Genomic DNA, 18820 nt, shown 5'->3' with positions numbered 1-18820 from the left:
CGCCCCCGTCTGCCGATACCATCGGTGGGCGGGGGCGTTTCTCGACACGACGGCGTGCGGGAGGACAGCGAGGTGCGGGAGCCACATGAACGGATATGCCGTGATCGGTGCGGGACCATCGGGCCTCGCCGCCGCACGAGCGCTGCAGAAGCGCGGGATCGGCGTGGACGGGTATGAGGCCTCGCACGGCGTCGGCGGCCTGTGGGACATCGACAATCCCCGCAGCACGATGTACGAGTCGGCTCACCTCATCTCCTCGCGGACCACGACGGAGTTCACCGAGTTCCCCATGCGCTCCTCGGTCGACTACCCGGGTCACCGCGTTCTCAAGGAGTACTTCGAGGACTACGCCGCCCACTTCGACCTCACCGCTCTGTTCCGGTTCGACACGCGCGTGACGCGGCTCGAACCGCGCGATGGCGGATGGGATCTCACGAGCACCGGCCCCGACGGCGTCGAGACCCGGTGGTACACGGGTGTCGTGCTGGCGAACGGAACGCTCGCCCGGGCGAACGTTCCCTCCTTCTCCGGCGAGTTCACGGGCGAACTGCTGCACACGAGCGCTTACAAGTCGCCGGAGCAGCTGAAGTCCAGACGGGTGCTGCTGATCGGCGCGGGCAACTCCGGCTGCGACATCGCGGTGGACGCCGTGCATCATGCGGTGTCCGTCGACATGAGCGTGCGGCGCGGCTACTACTTCGTGCCGCGCTACCTGTTCGGAAGACCCAGCGACACCCTGAACCAGGGCCGCCCGCTGCCCGCCAGGATCAAGCAGGCGCTCGACAGCCGCGTGCTGCGCGCCTTCACGGGCGACCCCGTGCGCTTCGGATTCCCGAAGCCCGACTACCGCATCTACGAGTCGCACCCGATCGTGAACACCCTGATCCTGAACCACCTCGGGCAGGGCGATCTGCGGATCCGCGCCGACGTCGACCGGTTCGACGGGCCGACCGTGCACTTCCGCGACGGCGGCGCCGACGACTACGACCTCGTGCTGCTCGCCACCGGGTACACCCTCGACTATCCGTTCGTCGACAGGGCGCACCTGCACTGGCGAGGCGCTTCGCCGCGACTGTTCCTGAACGTGTTCCCGTCGTCGTTCAACGGTCTCTACGTGATGGGCATGATCGAAGCCTCCGGCATCGGCTGGCAGGGCCGCTACGAGCAGGCCGAGCTGCTGGCGGCCTATCTGAGCGCCGCCGAGGAGGACCCGACGCGCGCCGCACGCTTCCGCCGACGCGTGACCGAGACCCCGTGGCCGGATGTCACCGGCGGCTACCACTACCTGGGCCTCGACCGGATGGCCTACTACGTGAACAAGGACGCCTACCGCACGGCCGTGCGACGGGAGAAGGGCGCACTCGAGGTGCCGGCCTGAGCGCAGCCGCCGTCGCGGGTCGCCGTCGCGAGAGCGCCGTCGTGCATCACCGGGTCACCGCGCGGAGTAGCGTTGTCCCGTGAAGAAGAAGTCCCACCGGATCCTGAGGCGCGTGCTGTGGAGCATCGCCATCGTGCTCGTGCTCGCCGTCGGCGGTGTACTCGCCTGGAGTCAGATCGGCGTCATGTCCGCGGAGCCGGAACCGCTCGCGGCCGTGCGCGAGAACCCGGCGATCACGGTGACCGACGCCGACCAGGGCATCGTGCTCGCTCCCGCGGACGGAGACTCGGACCTCGGCCTCGTGTTCATCCCCGGAGCCAAGGTCGACCCGTGGGCATACGCGGCCATCCTGCAGGGCCTGGCCGAGGACGGGGTCACCGTCGTGATCACGCGCCCATGGCTCAACCTGGCATTCTTCGACCCGCGCGGTCTCGACGCGTTCACCTCCGCGGCCCCCGGAATCGACGTATGGAGCGTCGGCGGCCACTCACTGGGCGGGGTGCGTGCCTGTCAGCTCGCGTCCGATGCCGACGCGCTGGTGCTGTTCGCGTCCTACTGCGCGAACGACCTCTCCGGAAGCGACCTGCCCGTTCTGAGCCTCGCGGGGAGCGAGGACGGGCTGTCGACGCCCCAGAAGATCGCGGATGCCCGGCCCGAGCTGCCCGGCGATGCCGACCTGGTCGAGATCGAGGGCGCATCTCACGCCTCCTTCGGCGACTACGGCCCACAGGACGGCGACGGCACCCCGACCATCTCGAGCGACGACATGCATGCGGAGGTCACGCGTCTCGCCGGAGACTTCCTCGCCCCGCTCGCTCCCTGAGCCTCACTCCCCCACAGGCTCGAACCCGAAGTCGAGCACGGGGTCGAGCACGGAGTCGAGCACGGAGTCGAGCAACGGATGCAGGTGTCGCGTTCGCAGCGCCGTCGCCGCTGACCGGGCTCCCGCCCGGAGGGCGGTGGGGACGTCGGCTCCGTCGAGCCGTGCATCGAGCACCCCAGCCAGGAAGGCGTCTCCCGCCCCGTTCGTGTCGACGACATCGACGGATTCTGCAGGAACCCGGTGGACGGCGCCGTGTTCGTCGACCGCGACGGCACCGTCCGCCCCCAGAGTGCAGACGGCCAGACGGGTTCTCGCCACGATGCGTGATCGGAGGAACCCGATCGGGTCGTCGAGTCTGTCGGCGTTGCAGAACACCGCGTCGGCTGCGTCGAGGAAAGGCCGATGGTAGTCCGCCGACCCGTCGTAGTCATGCACGTCGACCCAGATCGGCGTACCGGTCGACCGGGCCAGGGGCAGCAGGCGCAGGGGTTCGGCCGCAAGGTCGAGCACGATGGCGTCGGCTGCCGCCATCTCCCCGTGCGCACGCCGGTCGTGTTCACCCGTCGTCTCCCCCGGCGTGGCCAGGTAGAGCGAGACCCGCTCACCCGCGCGCGTCATCAGATTGAGATGCCGCTCCGTGACACCGTCATGCCAGTCCACCGGCACCCCCGCGGCACGTAGGGCCTCTCGGACGTGTACGCCCTCCCTGTCCACCCCGGCGGTGGCGTGGAGCCGGACCGACCTGCCCAGCGCGGTCAGGCTGAGCGCCTTGCCCGCGCTCGTGCCTCCGACCGTCTCCCAGGCGCTCTCGGCGAACTGCATGTGCGGTACCGGCTCCGGCAGACGATCGAGCACGACGATCGTGTTCCATGACGCCGGCCCGACGATGACGACGGAGGCGGACTCTGACGAGGAGGGCATGGCACCATCCTGCCGCGTGCTCCGCCCTCAGCCGATGCGCGAGACCAGCGCGTCGAGCCCCATGCCGTAGTCGATGCGCACGACGGGGAGAGCGAGCTTGTCGGTGCCGATCGTCACGTAACCGGGTTCGATGGTGCGTCCCATCTCGAATCCGGCCTGCGCGACCCCCTGCTTGGTCGTGTCGTTGTAGTGCCCGAACGGATAGGCGACCACCTGCCCCACGCCGAGCACGCCGGCCGACGTGGCGAGGTCGGCCGCGATCTGATCGGCCGTCCAGTTGACCATCCGGCCCTTGCCGTTGTCTCCGGCCTGGTGCATGTCGTGCGTGTGCGAGCGACGCTGCACGTAGATCGAGGGCGCGGGATCCTGCCGGTAGGCCGTGATCATGAACGACGTGCTGAGCAGCTTGTACCTGTCGACGACCGGCACCGCCAGATCGAACCACGACTGGTCGGCGTCGTCATCGGTGATGATCACGCTCTTGGCGGGAAGCGAGAGCCGACCGTCGATGAAGGCGCTGAGCTCGTCCCACGTCGGCAGGTAGAACCCCGTCGTCGCGATGTGGTTCATCTGCGCGTCGAAGTCGCCGATGTAGGCGTAGTTGCCCCGCAACCAGCCCTTCTCCCCCTCCGGGTTCGCCGTGAACTGGTGGTACATCAGGATGGGCACCCGCACGTTCTCGGCCGCGTTCTCCTCCGGCGTCCGCCAGGCCGCGAAGAGCTCGACCTGTTGATCGGCGCACACCACGGGGTCTGCGCCGTTCACACGCGCGGCGACGGTGAGCGCCCCGGCGTCCGCCGCGCTCGCGTACCAGCCGGCGAACACCCTGCCGTCGAGCTGCGGGATCGGCAATCCCTGGTAGAGGTCGTCCTGGAACTGCAGCATCGGATCGGTGGGCGCACCCTCGCCCGAGAACGTGACAGCGCAGGCGCGCGGGTCGTCCGCATCGGCGACGATCTGCTCCGCGGGAGTCAGCGGATGCTCGATCGCCATGGACTGCGCCTTCGGGACGGTGTTCTCCGGCGTGCGGTTCATCCAGGCGAAGGCGGCGATGCCTCCTCCGACCACGACGGCCGCCGCGATCGTGCCGAGGATGACGGCGGTTCGTGCGGCCCGTTTCTTCCCCCCGGAAGCCATGATCAGGCGTCGAAGCCTTCGGCGATCATCTCCACGAGCTCCTCGCGCTCCTCGACGGGCAGGAATGCCGCAGCAGCCGCATTGAACTGGAACGTCTCGAGGTCGTCGAGGTCGTACTCGAACGTCTCGACCAGCCGGGCGAGTTCCCGTGTGAGAGACGTGGCGCTCATGGTGCGGTTGTCGACGTTCACGGTCACCGCGAACCCGAGCTGGTAGAGAAGGTCGAACGGGTGATCCACCATCGTGTCGCCCCACGCGGCTATCGCCCCGGTCTGCAGGTTCGACGACGGCGAGAGCTCGAGCGGGATCTCACGGTCGCGCACCCAGCGAGCGAGGTCGCCGAACTGCACCTGCACCTCGTCGCCCTCCTGCGTGATGACCTGGAGGTCCTCCGCGATGCGCACGCCGTGACCGAGGCGCAGGGCGCGCCCGTCCAGCAGCGCCGAGCGGATCGAGGCCAGGCCGGCCGCCTCGCCCGCATGCACGGTGACGGGGAAGAAGTTCTCGGCGAGGTAGTCGAACGCCTTGCGGTGGTTCGACGGCGGGAATCCGTCCTCCGGTCCCGCGATGTCGAAGCCCACCGCACCGCGACCGCGGAAGTCGACCGCGAGCTCGGCGATCTCGAGGGCGCGGTCGGTGTGGCGCATCGCGGTGATGAGCTGCCCGACCCGGATGCTGCGTCCGGAGCGGTCGGCGAGGTCTTCTCCCTCTTCGATGCCCTGCTGCACGGCTTCCACGGTCTGCTCGAGCGTGAGACCGCGAGCCAGATGCTGCTCTGGTGCCCAGCGCACCTCGCCGTAGATCACTCCGTCGGCGGCGAGATCCTGCACGAACTCGCGCGCGACGCGGGTGAGCCCCTCCTGGGTCTGCATCACGGCGGTGGTGAGGTCGAACGTCTTGAGGTACTCGACCAGAGAACCCGAGTCGCTCTGCTTCGCGAACCACGAACCCAGAGCAGCAGGCTTCGACTCGGGAACGTCCAGTCCGATCTCATCCGCGAGCTCGATGATCGTGGCGGGCCGTACCGCACCGTCGAGGTGGTCGTGCAGCGACACCTTGGGCAGGCTCCGCAGGGAGACGCCCTGAAGCGTGACGTCGCCGTTCGCATCGATCGACATGGTGATCCTCTCGGTCGCGGATGTGCTCAGATCAGGCTAGCGGTCCGACGTCACGCGGTGATGCGCTCGCGGACGATGGGACCGGTGACCGGCGCCTCGTCCCCGATCTCCCACGAGCCATCGAGCGCGTCGAGCGCCCGGCCGAAACGAGCATCGTCTGCGGCGGAGAGGGTGAACAGCGGCTGACCGGCGACGACGCGATCGCCGGGCTTCGCGTGCAGATCGATTCCCGCTTCGAAGATCACGGGATCCTGCGCCCTGGCGCGACCCGCGCCGAGACGCCAGGCGGCGACGCCGAACGGAAGGGCGTCCATGCGCGTGACGACGCCGTCGGCCGGTGCCAGCACCTGGTGCGTCTCCCGTGCCGTCGGCAGCTCGGCATCCGGATCGCCGTCCTGCGCGCGGATCATCGCCTTCCAGGTGTCCATGGCACGCCCGTCGTCGAGCGCGGCCTCCACGTCGGCGTCCGGCTGTCCGGCGAGGGCCAGCATCTCGCGCGCCAGGGCGATGGTCAGCTCGCGCACATCGGAGGGTCCGCCACCGGCGAGGATCTCCACCGACTCCCGCACCTCGTTCGCGTTTCCGATCGCGAGGCCGAGCGGGACGTTCATGTCGGTCAGCAGGGCGGTCGTCGCGACGCCGGAGTCGGTGCCGAGGGCGACCATCGTGCGCGCCAGCTCGCGAGCGCGGTCGATGTCCTGCATGAACGCGCCGGATCCGAACTTGACGTCGAGCACGAGGGCATCCGTCCCCTCCGCGATCTTCTTCGACATGATGCTGGAGGCGATCAGCGGGATCGCCTCCACGGTGCCGGTGACGTCGCGGAGCGCGTAGAGCTTCTTGTCGGCGGGAGCGAGCCCGGAGCCGGCGGCGCAGATGACCGCGCCCACGTCGCCCTGCATCTGCGCGAACATCTCCTCGTTGCTGAGAGCCGCGCGCCAGCCGGGGATCGACTCGAGCTTGTCGAGCGTGCCGCCGGTGTGACCGAGACCGCGACCGCTCAGCTGCGGCACCGCCACACCGAAGGATGCCACCAGAGGCGCGAGCGGCAGCGTGATCTTGTCACCGACACCACCGGTGGAGTGCTTGTCGACGGTGCGCTTGCCGAGCGAGGCGAAGCTCATCCGCTCCCCCGACGCGATCATCGCATCCGTCAGCACCCGGATCTCGTCGCGCTCCATGCCGCGCTGGAAGATCGCCATCGCGAACGATGCCATCTGCGCGTCCGACACGTAGCCCCGCGTGTAGGCGTCGACCATCCAGCGCAGCGCGGGCTCGGGCACCGCACCGCCGTCGCGCTTGGCGCGGATCACATCGATCGCATCGAACGGTTCGATGGCTCCCTGAGCCTGTCCAGCGGTCATCGTGCTTCCTCCAGGTCGCGCGGCCCGAACGCATCGGGCAGCACCTCGTCGATCGTGCGGATGCCGGAGACGGTCTCCAGCAGCATCCCGGGCATCGCATGCTCGAACAGCAGCTGGCGACAGCGTCCGCACGGCATGATCGTCTGCCCCTCGTTGTTCACGCACACGAAGGCGACGAGCTGGCCGCCGCCCGACATGTGCAGGTCGCCCACCAGAGCGCACTCCGCGCACAGCGTCACACCGTACGAGGCGTTCTCGACGTTGCAGCCGGCCACGATCCGACCGTCGCCCACGAGGGCCGCAGCCCCCACGCGATAGCGCGAGTAGGGCGCGTAGGCCTTGGTCATGGCGTCGGTCGCGACCTGGCGCAGTTCATCCCAGTCGATGTCCGTCATTGCGATGCTTCTCTCTTCCCGGCAGGGCTACGACTTGATGTAGGGCTTGCCGTCGGCGGCAGGCGCCTTGATCTGGCCGGCGAACCCGGCGACCGCGAGCAGCGTCACGACGTACGGCAGCATCAGCATGAACTCGCCGGGGATCGGCGTCTTCAGGATCGACAGCAGGTTCTGCAGGTTGGTGGCGAAGCCGAACAGCAGGGCGGCGAGGGTCGCACGGATCGGATCCCAGCGACCGAAGATCACCGCGGCGAGGGCGATGAAGCCGAGTCCCGCCGTCATGTCCTTGCCGAACTGCGGTACCGAGACGAGTGTGAAGTACGCGCCACCCATGCCCGCGATCGCGCCGGCCAGCAGCACGTTCCAGAATCGCGTCGGGTTGACCTTGATGCCCACCGTGTCGGCCGCCTGCGGGTGCTCGCCGACGGCACGCAGCCGCAGACCCCAGCGCGTGCGGTACAGGCCCCATGCCACCACCGCGACGGTGATGAACATCAGGTACCCGATGAACGTCTGGTTGAAGAGCACGGGGCCGATGATGGGGATGTCGCTGAGCAGCGGGATCTCGAAGCGCGGGAACCGCACCGGGGCGTTCAGCGTCGCCTCGTTCGGGGCCAGCAGGGCGCCGTAGAGGAACCCGGTGAGGCCGGTGACGAGCACGTTGAGCACGACACCGACGATGACCTGCTCGACGAGGTACTTGATCGCGAACGCGGCGAGGACGCTCGCCACGAGGACGCCGCCGATCATCGCGCCGACAAGGCCGACGAACGGGTTGCCGGTGATGCTGGAGAGCAGCGCGGCGGAGAAGGCGCCCAGCAGCAGCTGGCCCTCGATCGCGACGTTGACCACACCGGCACGCTCGCCGATGACACCACCCAGCGCGCCGAACACCAGCGGCACCGAGAGCGACACCGCGCCGAACAGCAGGCTGGTGACGGGGACGAGCCCGCCTGCCGCAGCCCAGACCAGGAAGGCGAACACGGCGAGCACGCCGTAGGCCACCACGAGCCACAGCGACGGCTTGCGATAGGTCCAGGCGCGGAGGAACGCTCCGACGGTCAGGACCACCAGGATGCCGAAGACGACCCAGAAGGTCGAGGCGGTCGGCAGGGCGACGTCGGGCAGGGCGAGTGCCGACGACTGGTCGGAGAGCCGGAACGTGCTGATGCCGTCGCGCGGCACGAGCAGGAACAACAGCGCGAGGAGCACGGTGGCTCCGGCGAGCACGATCGGCGCCTTGAGATGCCGCTCCTTCACGGTCGCGAGCTGCACGGTGCCGTCCGCGGCCTGGGTCTGCACGAGGGACATCATGCCGCCACCGCCTTCTTCGCGGCCTTGGCTCTGAGCCTCGCCGCCTTCTCGATGTCGGTCTTCGGGAGGAAGAACACCGTGCGCAGCAGCGGCGGTGCGGCGATGAAGAGCACCACGAGCGACTGCACGACGAGCACGATGTCGACCGGGATGTTCTGCGCCTGCATCGAGAACGAACCCGCCTTGAGCGCACCGAACAGGATGCCGGCCGCGAACGTGCCCCAGGCGCGGCTGCGTCCGAGGAGCGCGACCGTGATCGCGTCGAAGCCGATGCCGGCGTCGATGGTCTCCGTCACACCCGTGGTGACGGCGCCCTGGATCTGGTTCATGCCGGCGAGGCCGGCCAAACCGCCGGCGAAGAGCATCGCGTAGACGTAGATGCGCTGCACGCTGATGCCCGCCGCACGAGCCGCATGCGGGTTCTCACCCACTGCGCGCATGCGCATGCCGAGGGACGAGCGCTCGATGAGCCACCACACGAACAGCGTGGCGACGATCACGATCACGAAACCGAGGTCGAGCAGCGGGAACTGCGGACCGAGCAGGGTCGGGAACTGCGCGCTCTCCGGAGTCGCGGAACCCAGGGCCTGGTTGGTCCCCGGCTTCTGGAGGAGTCCGGGGGTGCGGATCATCCACAGCAGCAGGTAGTAGGCGATGTAGTTGAGCATGATCGTGAGGATCACCTCGTGCGCACCGGTGCGCGCCTTGATGAGCCCCGCGATAGCACCCCAGAGTGCACCGCCCGCGATTCCCGCGATGAGCGTGACCGGGATGTGCAGCCAGATCGGCAGGTCGAGCGAGAACGTCAGCAGGGCCGCCACGGCGACACCGATGAGCATCTGGCCGCGGGCACCGATGTTGAACAGACCGACGCGGAACGCGAGTGCGACGCCGAGACCGGCCGCGATGAGCGGTGCCGCGAAGCCGAGCGTGTTCGTCAGGGGACGGATCTGCGCGGCGAAGTCGGCTCCGCGGGCGTTGAAGATCGCCCCGCGGAACAGCGCCTCGTACCCGTTGTACACCGCGTTCCAGGCGGCGACGAAGGTGTCGCCGGGCTGCGCGAAGAAGTAGACGGAGGCCGCCTGCACGTCTTCGTTCGTCAGGGCGATCAGGATGCCGCCGACGATGAGGGCCAGGACGATCGCGAGGATCGTCGTGACGGCACTCCCCCGGAGGATCTCCTTGAGGATCACGTTGCCGCGCGGAGGCGGGGGGACATCGCTGGGGTCGCGCGGAACCGTGCCGGTGCTCGTGGCGAGCTCCTGCGGCGGGATCCCCTTGGTCACGTCTCCTGCGCCGGGTGTCGCTCCGCTCACGCGGCCACCTCCCCTTCGGCCGCTCCGGCCATCATGAGTCCGAGCGTCTCCCGAGGCGTGTCGCCGGGGACGATGCCGACGATCGTGCCGCGGTACATGACCGCGATCCGGTCGGCGAGAGCTGCGACCTCGTCGAGCTCCGTGGAGACGACGATCACCGGCACACCGGCGTCTCGCGTCTCGATGATGCGCTTGTGGATGAACTCGATCGAGCCGACGTCGACACCACGGGTGGGCTGTGCCGCGACGAGAAGACGAAGCTCTCGGCTCATCTCCCTGGCGATCACGACCTTCTGCTGGTTTCCGCCGGACAGCGTGCCCGCCGGCGTCTCCGGCCCCTGGGTACGGATGTCGTACTCCTTGATGCGCGCGCGGGCGAACTCGTCGAGCACCCCGCGGCGCAGGGTCCCGGCCCGACTGAACGCGGGGTCGTCCGAACGATCGAGGATCAGGTTCTCCGCGACCGAGAACCCGGCGACCAGGCCGTCCTCGGTGCGGTCCTCCGGCACGAAGCCGACACCGGCATCGAGGATCGCCCGCACGCTCTTGCCGACCAGCTCGTTGCCATCCAGTTCGATGCTGCCCTCGACGCGGGCGGCGAGACCGACGATCGCCTCGACGAGCTCGGTCTGCCCGTTGCCCTGGACGCCGGCGATCGCGAGCACCTCCCCTGGGCGGACGGCGAAGTCGACACCGTCGACGACGATCGCGCCCGCGGGAGTCAGCACGCGGAGGTTCTTGACCTCGAAACCGCCCTCGCCCAGGCGGGGCGGTTCCTTGTGCACGGTGAGCTCGACGGCTCGTCCCACCATGAGAGAGGCGAGCTCGGCGTTGGTCGCCGTCGGCGAAGCCTCGCCGACGACGCGGCCGAGGCGGACGATGGTGATCTTGTCCGCGACCTCGCGGACCTCACGAAGCTTGTGGGTGATGAAGACGATCGCCGTGCCCTCGTCACGCAGCTGACGCATGATGCCCATCAGCTCGTCGGTCTCCTGTGGGGTGAGCACGGCCGTCGGCTCGTCGAACACCAGCACCTTGGCATCGCGGGAGAGCGCCTTGATGATCTCGACACGCTGCTGCACGCCCACGGGGAGGTCGCCGACGAGGGCGTCCGGGTCGATGTCGAAGCCGAAGCGGGCGGCGACCGAGCGCACGTGCTCTCGCGCCTTCGCGATGTCGAGCCTGCCGAGGGCCTTGGTCTGCTCGTGACCGAGCATCACGTTCTCCGCCACCGTGAACACGGGGACGAGCATGAAGTGCTGGTGGACCATGCCGATCCCCGCAGCCATCGCGTCTCCGGGACCGCGGAAGCGCTGCACCTCATCGTTGAGGAGGATCTCGCCCTCGTCGGCCTGGTACAGGCCGTAGAGCACATTCATGAGGGTGGACTTGCCTGCGCCGTTCTCACCGAGCAGCGCATGGATCTCCCCCGGTTCGACAACGAGATCGATGTGATCGTTGGCGACGAGGGTGCCGAAGCGCTTGGTGATGCCGCGAAGTTCGAGCTTCATATCTGCACCTTATCCAGAAGAGTATCCAGAAGATTATCCAGAGGAGTCGTGGACGGATTCGTCGTCCGCCCACGGCACGGGGCGAGTGGCGTACTGCTCACCACTCGCCCCGTGCGGGAACTGCGACGGATCTACTTGGCCGTCGGGGAGTTCGGGGACTCCACCTTGATGTCACCCGAGACGATCTGCTCCTGCAGGGTCTTGAGCTCGTCCATCAGGCCGTCGGGAAGCTGCGACTCGAAGTCGCCGAAGCCGGAGAGCTTCACGCCCTCGTTCTCGAGCGTGCCCACGTAGGGAGCCGGGTCGAACTCGCCCTTCGCAGCGGCGAGGGTCGCGTCCTTCACAGCCACGTCGATCGCCTTCATGATCGAGACGAGCGTGATGTCGGCGACCTGCGGGTCGGCGACGGCGAGGTCGCTGTCGACACCGAGCATCAGGGTGTCCTTGCCGCTGTCCGCGATCGCGGCCGCGGCACTCTGGTACACGGGACCGCCGACCGGGAGGATCACGTCGACGCCCTGGTCGAGCACGCCCTGCGCGGTCTGCTTGGCGGTGTCGTTCGCGTCGAAGCCACCGGTGAAGGAGCCCTTCTGCGTGGCCTCGTCCCAACCGAAGACCTCGACCGCGGCCGACTTGTCCTCGTTGTACTTCTCGACACCGAGCTGGTAGCCGTCCATGAACACGGCGACCGACGGGATCTGCATTCCACCGAAGGTGCCGACCTTGTTGACACCGCTCTGCGCGGACCAGGCCGCAGCGGCGTAGCCACCGAGGTAGGCGGCCTGAGCCGTGTCGAAGACCAGCGGCTTGATGTTCGGAGCGTCGACGTTGCCGTCGAAGTCGTTGTCGGCCCAGTCGTCGATGATCGCGTAGTCGATCTCGGGGTTCGCGAGCGCGGACTCGACCGTGGCGGCCGACAGCTTGAAGCCGACGGAGACGATCAGCGAGCAGCCCTCGGAGACGGCGGTCTCCAGGTTCGGCGCGTAGTCGTTGTCATTGGCCGACTCGAACTCGAGCGGCTTGATGTCCAGCTCCTCGGCGGCGCTGTCCATGCCCTCCTTGGCGGACTGGTTGAACGACTTGTCGTTCCAGCCGCCGGCGTCGGAGACGAGGCAGGGCAGGAATTCGGAGGCAACCGGCTCGCCGGAGCCGGCGGGCTTGTCGGTCGGTGCCTGGCCGCAACCGGCGAGTGCGAAGACGACGCCAGCGGCGACGGTGACGCCGAGCAGCTTCTTGGTGGTGGAGATGGTCAACTGATGCCTCCCTCAACGAAACCGCGGCCATCGCGGATCGATCAAAGTTACCTAGTGTTTCGGTATTTGTGCACACCGGCGCCGCACGTGCTGGCCAATGGTTACCAAGCTGAAATCAAGACAGCCGATGAGCGTGAGCACCTGCTCATCGGAGCACGTGTCAGAGCACGTCACCGCGTCCCGTGAGCTTGAGCGACTCGACGACGCCCTTGACCCGCTGCGCGTGCTGCACCGTGGTGACGAGCAGGGCGTCAGGGGTGTCGACCACGACGATGTCCTGCACCCCGACCAGGCTGATGACGCGTGTCGTCTGACTGACCAGGATCCCGCTCGCGCCGTCGGTGAGCACGCGTGCATTCGGGCCGAGCACCGCGAGATCGTTCTTGCGGCCGTTGGTGATGAGCTTGGTGAGCGACGCGAAATCGCCCACATCGTCCCAGTCGAAGTGACCGGGGACGACGGCGAGACGTCCGCGCCGCGCGGCGGGCTCGGCGACTGCGTAGTCGATGGCGATCTTCTTCAGACGCGGCCAGATCCGGTCGACAGCCGGCCCTCGCCGTTCGCGGTCGTCCCAGGCCTCGGCGAGCTCGAGCAGGCCGGCGTGCAGCTCCGGTTCGTTCGCGGCGAGCTCGTCCAGCAGCACACTGGCCTTGGCGATGAACATGCCCGCGTTCCAGAGGTAGCCGCGGTCGGCTATGTACTCCTTCGCCGTCTCGAGGTCGGGCTTCTCGACGAAGTTCGCCACGAGAGCGGCCTCGCGCGCGCCGTCGACCACGAGTTCCGGCCCCATTTTGATGTAGCCGAACCCGATCGCCGGCTCGGTCGGGGTGATGCCGATCGTGCAGATGTAGCCCTCCCGCGCGACCTCGACGGCGTCGCGGACCGCGAATTCGAACACGCGCGTCCCCCGGATCACGTGGTCAGCGCTGAACGAGCCGATGATGACGTCGGGATTCCGGCGATGCAGGATCGCCGCGGCGAGTCCGATCGCAGCCGCGGACTCACGCGGCTCCGACTCCAGGAAGACGTTCAGATCGGGGATCCCCGGCAGCTCCGCCTCGACGGCGGCTCGATGGGCGCGCCCGGTGACCACCGCGATCCGCTCCTCCCCCGCGAGCGGGATGAGCCGATCCCAGGTGTCACGCAGCAGCGAATGCCCCGAGCCGGTCAGGTCGTGCAGGAACTTCGGCGCATCGGCCCGGGACAGCGGCCAGAGCCTGCTGCCGATACCGCCGGCCGGAATCACTGCGTAGAAATCCTCGATGGGTGCACTCACCCTGCCCAGGGTAGCCGCACGGAACATCTCGACATCGAGACACTTAGGCTCCCCTTCGTCGCTCCCAGTGATCTGACAGGAATAGGATGGACACCGATCGGGCGTGCCTGAGCGCACGCGACCGGTTCACATCGATCCAGGGAGGACGACCGTGTCCACAAGCGCCCGCTTGACACCGTCGATTTCGGAAACCACGTCAAAGACCCCCCGCGGCACCCTCTATCGGGGTCGCGAAGGCATGTGGTCGTGGGTGCTTCACCGCATCACCGGAGTCGCCATCTTCTTCTTCCTGTTGGTGCACGTGCTCGACACGGCGCTGATCAGGGTGTCGCCGGAGGCGTACAACGCCGTCATCGGCACGTACAAGAACCCCATCATGGCCCTCGGCGAGGTCGTGCTCGTGGCCGGCATCGTGTTCCACGCGATGAACGGTCTGCGCATCATCGCCGTCGACTTCTGGTCGAAGGGCGCCAAGTACCAGCGTCAGCTGTTCTGGGGCGTCCTGCTGGTGTGGGGCATCATCATGGCCGGCTTCGTGCCCCGCCACCTGATGCTCGCGTTCGCCGGATTCGGAGGGGGACACTGATGTCCGCACAGACCGTCGCCGCCGCTCCGGCCCGCCGTCGCCGCGGGGTCAACCTCGAGAAGTGGGGCTGGATCTTCATGCGCGTCTCGGGCGTCGTGCTCGTCGTGCTGATCTTCGGCCACCTGTTCGTCAACCTCATGGTCGGCGAAGGCATCCACGCACTGGACTTCGCGTTCATCGCGGGCAAGTTCGCCACGCCGTTCTGGCAGTGGTGGGACGTGCTCATGCTGTGGCTCGCCCTCATCCACGGCGCCAACGGCATGCGCACGATCGTCAACGACTACGTGACGAACAGCACGGCGCGCAAGTCGCTGGTCTGGGCGCTCGGGCTGGCCGCCGGCCTGCTCATCATCCTCGGCACGCTCGTGGTCTTCACGTTCGACCCGTGCCTGGGTGTGACCGAGGACAGCGTCCTCTGGTCCGAATGCGCCGCGATCGTCGGGAACTAGAAGAAGGCATACGAGAAGTGACTACCGAGACGCAGGATTCCGTCGTCCGAGACGGCGTGCACTACCACCAGTTCGACATCGTGATCGTGGGAGCCGGTGGGGCGGGCATGCGCGCCGCCATCGAGGCCGGCCCCGGCGCGAAGACCGCCGTGATCTCCAAGCTCTACCCGACGCGATCGCACACCGGTGCGGCGCAGGGCGGCATGGCGGCGGCCCTCGCGAACGTCGAGGAGGACTCCTGGGAGTGGCACACCTTCGACACCGTCAAGGGCGGCGACTACCTCGTCGACCAGGACGCAGCCGAGATCCTCGCGAAGGAGGCCATCGACGCGGTCATCGACCTCGAGAACATGGGCCTCCCCTTCAACCGCACCCCCGAGGGCAAGATCGACCAGCGCCGTTTCGGCGGTCACACGGCCGAGCACGGCAAGACCCCGGTCCGCCGCGCGTGCTACGCCGCCGACCGCACCGGCCACATGATCCTGCAGACGCTGTTCCAGAACTGCGTGAAGCTCGGCATCAACTTCTTCAACGAGTTCTACGTGCTCGACCTCCTCACGGTGAAGGACGCCGACGGCAAGACGCAGGTCTCCGGTGTCGTCGCCTACGACCTCGCCACGGGCGAGCTGCACGTCTTCCAGGCCAAGGCCGTGATCTTCGCGACCGGCGGCTTCGGCAAGATCTTCAAGACCACCTCGAACGCGCACACCCTCACGGGCGACGGCGTCGGCATCGTATGGCGCAAGGGCCTCCCGCTCGAGGACCTGGAGTTCTTCCAGTTCCATCCGACCGGCCTCGCCGGACTCGGCATCCTCCTCACCGAGGGAGCGCGAGGAGAAGGCGCCATCCTCCGCAACGCCTCGGGCGAGCGCTTCATGGAGCGCTACGCCCCGACGATCAAGGACCTCGCCCCACGTGACATCGTCGCGCGCTGCATGGTCCAGGAGGTCGCGGAGGGCCGCGGCGCCGGTCCCCACAAGGACTACGTGCTGCTGGACTGCACGCACCTCGGTGCCGAGGTGCTCGAGACCAAGCTGCCGGACATCACCGAGTTCGCCCGCACCTACCTGGGCGTCGACCCCGTCGTCGAGCCGGTCCCCGTGATGCCGACCGCGCACTACGCGATGGGCGGCATCCCGACGAACAACGACGCCGAAGTACTCGCCGACAACGACACCGTCGTTCCCGGCCTGTACGCCGCCGGCGAATGTGCCTGCGTCTCGGTGCACGGCGCCAACCGCCTCGGCACCAACTCGCTGCTCGACATCAATGTGTTCGGCAAGCGCGCTGGTCGCAAGGCCGTCGAGTATGTGAAGACCGCCGAGTTCGTGCCGCTGCCGGAGGACCCAGCCGGTTTCGTGTCCGGCATGATCGAGGGTCTGCGCAACAACCAGGGCACCGAACGCATCGCGGTGCTGCGCAAGACGCTGCAGGACGAGATGGACAAGGGCGCGCAGGTGTTCCGCACGCACGAGTCGCTCGAGCACGTGCTCGGCGTCATCAAGGAACTGCGCGATCGCTACCTCAACGTCCACGTCGACGACAAGGGCAAGCGGTTCAACACCGATCTGCTCGAGGCCGTCGAGCTGGGCTTCCTGCTCGACATCGCCGAGGTCGTGGTCTACGCCGCGCAGAACCGCCAGGAGAGCCGCGGCGGACACATGCGCGACGACTTCCCGACGCGCGACGACGAGAAGTACATGAAGCACACCATGGCCTACCTGACCGGCGACCCGCACTCGTCCACGCCGAGCGATCACATCAAGCTCGACTGGAAGCCCGTCGTCTTCACGAAGAACGAGCAGGGCGAGTTCAACTACCCGCCGATGGAGAGGAAGTACTGAGCATGTCGACCGCCATCGCAGAGGCACCTGCCGACACCACCGAAGGGACCGGCATCCAGTCCTTCATCGTCACCTTCAACATCCGCCGGTTCAACCCCGAGGTCGACTCCGAGCCGCACTGGGTCGACTACGACGTGGAGCTCTACTCCACCGACCGCGTGCTGGACGCCCTGCACAAGATCAAGTGGGAGGTCGACGGCTCGCTGACCTTCCGCCGCTCCTGTGCCCACGGCATCTGCGGCTCCGACGCCATGCGCATCAACGGACGCAACCGTCTGGCCTGCAAGACGCTGATCAAGGACCTCGACATCTCGAAGCCGATCTACGTCGAGGCCATCAAGGGTCTGCCGCTGGAGAAGGACCTCGTCGTCGACATGGAGCCGTTCTTCGCCTCGTACCGCGAGGTGCAGCCGTTCCTCGTCGCGAACTCCGTTCCGGAGAAGGGGAAGGAGCGCACGCAGTCCATCGCCGACCGCGAGATCTTCGACGACACCACCAAGTGCATCCTGTGCGCCGCGTGCACCTCGTCGTGCCCCGTGTTCTGGACCGACGGGCAGTACTTCGGCCCGGCGGCGATCGTCAACGCACACCGCTTCATCTTCGACTCGCGCGACGACAACGCCGCCGTGCGTCTCGACATCCTCAACGACAAGGAAGGCGTCTGGCGCTGCCGCACGACCTTCAACTGCTCCGAGGCGTGCCCCCGCGGCATCGAGGTCACCAAGGCCATCGCCGAGGTCAAGCAGGCTGTCCTGCGCGGCCGCCCCTGACCGGGCTTCGCCCGCACGAGCCGTATCAGGCGATCACGCGAGGACAGGCGGTTCCGTTCCGGAGCCGCCTGTTCTCGCGTTTCTGCCTGAGACGGCGCATGTGGAGATGGCGGAGGCGGGGGATGAACACGACGCTTGGATAAGGTGGGACCGTGGCTGATCCCGATGGCTCCACGACCGAGTCCGGTCGTCTCGATGCCGCTGTCGAACGCGCCTCAGCGCTCACGCAGCGCACTCTCGGGCTGTTCCCCGTTCGCGTGTGGCGGCACTTCCTCCAGCACAACGGGTTCCTCCTCGCCGCGGGCGTGAGCTACCAGGCGCTGTTCGCGATCTTCGCGGCCATCTACCTCGCCTTCGCGATCGCCGGTCTCTGGCTCGGTGGCAGTGAAGACGCGGTGAACGGTCTGATCGCGATGATCAACAGCTACATACCGAACCTCATCCAGCCCGAGGGCGGGGTGATCACACCGGAGCAGGTGCAGGAGATCGCCTCGAGCACGAGCGGTGTGCTGAGCATCACCGGTCTGATCGCCCTGGGCACCGTGATCTGGACGGCGATCGGCTGGGTCACCTTCTCGCGGCGCGCGACCAGAGACATCTTCGGCCTGCCGCCCGATCGCCGCAGCTACGTGATCCTGAAGGCGCGCGATCTCCTCGCCGCGGTGATCTTCGGAGCCTCGCTGGTGGCCGGATCGATCCTCAGCTCCGCGAGCGCCGCCGTCCTGAGCTGGCTCCTCGGCCTCCTGGGCTGGGACTCCGGTTCCAACGGCGTCATCCTGATCCGTATCGGCGCGGTCATCGTGTCGTTCGCGCTGATGTCGGGCGCGCTGGCGGCGATGGTCCGCTTCCTCACCGGCACCTCCCTGCACTGGGGGACGATCTGGCCCGGCGCTCTCCTGGGCGGTGGAGCGATGACGGTCCTGCAGTTCGGTGCCGGCTTCCTCCTCAGCTACACGCCCTCCAACCCGCTGCTCGCCACGTTCGCCATCTTCATCGGTCTCCTGCTCTGGTTCCGCATCAACGGCGTGGTCATGCTGGTCGCCTCGTCCTGGATCGCGGTCGCCGCACAGGATCGCGATCAGCCCCTCCTGGAGCAGACCGAGGCGGAACGCCGCGTGGCCGAGTACCAGACCCTCCTGACCGCCGCCCGCATCCGCGTACGTGACGCCCGTGCGACCCGACTCGACGCGCCCTGGTATCGGGCATGGGCCGCGGGACGGGCATTGCGCGATGCGGAGGATGAACTTCACGACCTCGAGGCCTCCCCTCCCCCGCCGGCGGACATGAGCACACCGCTCGCGCGACGCGTGCTGGCCGAGATGAACCACCGCTCCGGACGGGATGTCGGCGACCCTCGTTAGGCTG

General features: G+C 67.8%; 17 protein-coding genes. 7 read left to right on the top strand and 10 right to left on the bottom strand.

From position 1 onward, the window contains the following. The first annotated feature begins 85 nt into the window (after window positions 1–85). Together AAY78_RS14295 and AAY78_RS14290 are read left to right on the top strand one after the other, a co-directional pair. Window positions 86–1378 (top strand): flavin-containing monooxygenase, encoded by a 1293-nt coding sequence (locus tag AAY78_RS14295; RefSeq protein ID WP_046748949.1) that lies wholly within the window; start codon window positions 86–88, stop codon window positions 1376–1378. 79 nt (window positions 1379–1457) lie between these two features. Further along, window positions 1458–2201 carry an alpha/beta hydrolase gene (locus AAY78_RS14290; RefSeq protein WP_046748948.1) on the top strand — a complete coding sequence of 248 codons (744 nt, stop codon included), beginning with the start codon at window positions 1458–1460 and terminating at the stop codon, window positions 2199–2201. 3 nt (window positions 2202–2204) lie between these two features. Here the strand turns inward: AAY78_RS14290 and AAY78_RS14285 are convergent, their stop codons facing one another. The 10 genes from AAY78_RS14285 to AAY78_RS14240 all read right to left on the bottom strand — a co-directional run bounded on the left by AAY78_RS14285 (window position 2205) and on the right by AAY78_RS14240 (window position 13806). Further along, window positions 2205–3122: a carbohydrate kinase family protein gene (locus AAY78_RS14285; protein ID WP_046748947.1), complete on the bottom strand. Its 918-nt coding sequence runs from the start codon at window positions 3120–3122 to the stop codon at window positions 2205–2207. Window positions 3123–3149: 27 nt separating this feature from the next. Next, window positions 3150–4259 carry a polysaccharide deacetylase family protein gene (locus tag AAY78_RS14280; RefSeq protein ID WP_046748946.1) on the bottom strand — a complete coding sequence of 370 codons (1110 nt, stop codon included), beginning with the start codon at window positions 4257–4259 and terminating at the stop codon, window positions 3150–3152. Between the two features lie 2 nt (window positions 4260–4261). Next, the gene (locus AAY78_RS14275) at window positions 4262–5377 is read right to left on the bottom strand and encodes an adenosine deaminase (protein WP_046748945.1); all 1116 of its coding nucleotides are present in this window, start codon (window positions 5375–5377) and stop codon (window positions 4262–4264) included. 50 nt (window positions 5378–5427) lie between these two features. Continuing rightward, window positions 5428–6741: a thymidine phosphorylase gene (locus AAY78_RS14270; RefSeq protein ID WP_046748944.1), complete on the bottom strand. Its 1314-nt coding sequence runs from the start codon at window positions 6739–6741 to the stop codon at window positions 5428–5430. Continuing rightward, the gene (locus tag AAY78_RS14265; RefSeq protein WP_017828470.1) at window positions 6738–7136 is read right to left on the bottom strand and encodes a cytidine deaminase; all 399 of its coding nucleotides are present in this window, start codon (window positions 7134–7136) and stop codon (window positions 6738–6740) included. Before AAY78_RS14265 ends, AAY78_RS14270 begins: the two co-directional genes overlap by 4 nt. Window positions 7137–7163: 27 nt before the next feature. Then, on the bottom strand, window positions 7164–8447 hold the full coding sequence (locus tag AAY78_RS14260; RefSeq protein ID WP_371861866.1) for an ABC transporter permease: 1284 nt from the start codon (window positions 8445–8447) through the stop codon (window positions 7164–7166). Next, window positions 8447–9766: an ABC transporter permease gene (locus AAY78_RS14255; RefSeq protein WP_046748942.1), complete on the bottom strand. Its 1320-nt coding sequence runs from the start codon at window positions 9764–9766 to the stop codon at window positions 8447–8449. Before AAY78_RS14255 ends, AAY78_RS14260 begins: the two co-directional genes overlap by 1 nt. Next, window positions 9763–11277 carry an ABC transporter ATP-binding protein gene (locus tag AAY78_RS14250; protein ID WP_046748941.1) on the bottom strand — a complete coding sequence of 505 codons (1515 nt, stop codon included), beginning with the start codon at window positions 11275–11277 and terminating at the stop codon, window positions 9763–9765. Before AAY78_RS14250 ends, AAY78_RS14255 begins: the two co-directional genes overlap by 4 nt. A 131-nt stretch (window positions 11278–11408) precedes the next feature. Then, on the bottom strand, window positions 11409–12530 hold the full coding sequence (locus tag AAY78_RS14245) for a BMP family lipoprotein (protein WP_046748940.1): 1122 nt from the start codon (window positions 12528–12530) through the stop codon (window positions 11409–11411). Window positions 12531–12690: 160 nt separating this feature from the next. Then, on the bottom strand, window positions 12691–13806 hold the full coding sequence (locus tag AAY78_RS14240) for a mannose-1-phosphate guanylyltransferase (RefSeq protein ID WP_127011952.1): 1116 nt from the start codon (window positions 13804–13806) through the stop codon (window positions 12691–12693). A gap of 151 nt (window positions 13807–13957) precedes the next feature. Here AAY78_RS14240 and sdhC point away from each other — a divergent pair, with 151 nt between their 5' ends. The 5 genes from sdhC to AAY78_RS14215 all read left to right on the top strand — a co-directional run bounded on the left by sdhC (window position 13958) and on the right by AAY78_RS14215 (window position 18816). Continuing rightward, complete coding sequence (gene sdhC / locus AAY78_RS14235; protein ID WP_072591539.1) at window positions 13958–14392, top strand: succinate dehydrogenase, cytochrome b556 subunit; 435 nt, start codon at window positions 13958–13960, stop codon at window positions 14390–14392. After that, a complete protein-coding gene (locus tag AAY78_RS14230; protein WP_046748938.1) occupies window positions 14392–14841 on the top strand; it encodes a succinate dehydrogenase hydrophobic membrane anchor subunit in 450 nt (149 codons plus the stop codon). Before sdhC ends, AAY78_RS14230 begins: the two co-directional genes overlap by 1 nt. Window positions 14842–14858: 17 nt before the next feature. After that, window positions 14859–16685: a succinate dehydrogenase flavoprotein subunit gene (gene sdhA / locus AAY78_RS14225; RefSeq protein WP_046748937.1), complete on the top strand. Its 1827-nt coding sequence runs from the start codon at window positions 14859–14861 to the stop codon at window positions 16683–16685. A gap of 2 nt (window positions 16686–16687) precedes the next feature. Then, window positions 16688–17455, top strand: coding sequence for a succinate dehydrogenase iron-sulfur subunit (locus AAY78_RS14220; RefSeq protein WP_046748936.1), 768 nt, complete (start codon window positions 16688–16690; stop codon window positions 17453–17455). 152 nt (window positions 17456–17607) lie between these two features. Beyond that, window positions 17608–18816 carry a YihY/virulence factor BrkB family protein gene (locus tag AAY78_RS14215; RefSeq protein WP_046748935.1) on the top strand — a complete coding sequence of 403 codons (1209 nt, stop codon included), beginning with the start codon at window positions 17608–17610 and terminating at the stop codon, window positions 18814–18816. Window positions 18817–18820 lie beyond the last annotated feature (4 nt).

This window comes from Microbacterium sp. Ag1, from assembly GCF_001005635.1.
In the GTDB taxonomy this organism is placed as follows: Bacteria; Actinomycetota; Actinomycetes; order Actinomycetales; family Microbacteriaceae; genus Microbacterium; species Microbacterium oxydans.
This window is presented reverse-complemented; position numbering and strand designations above follow the sequence as displayed.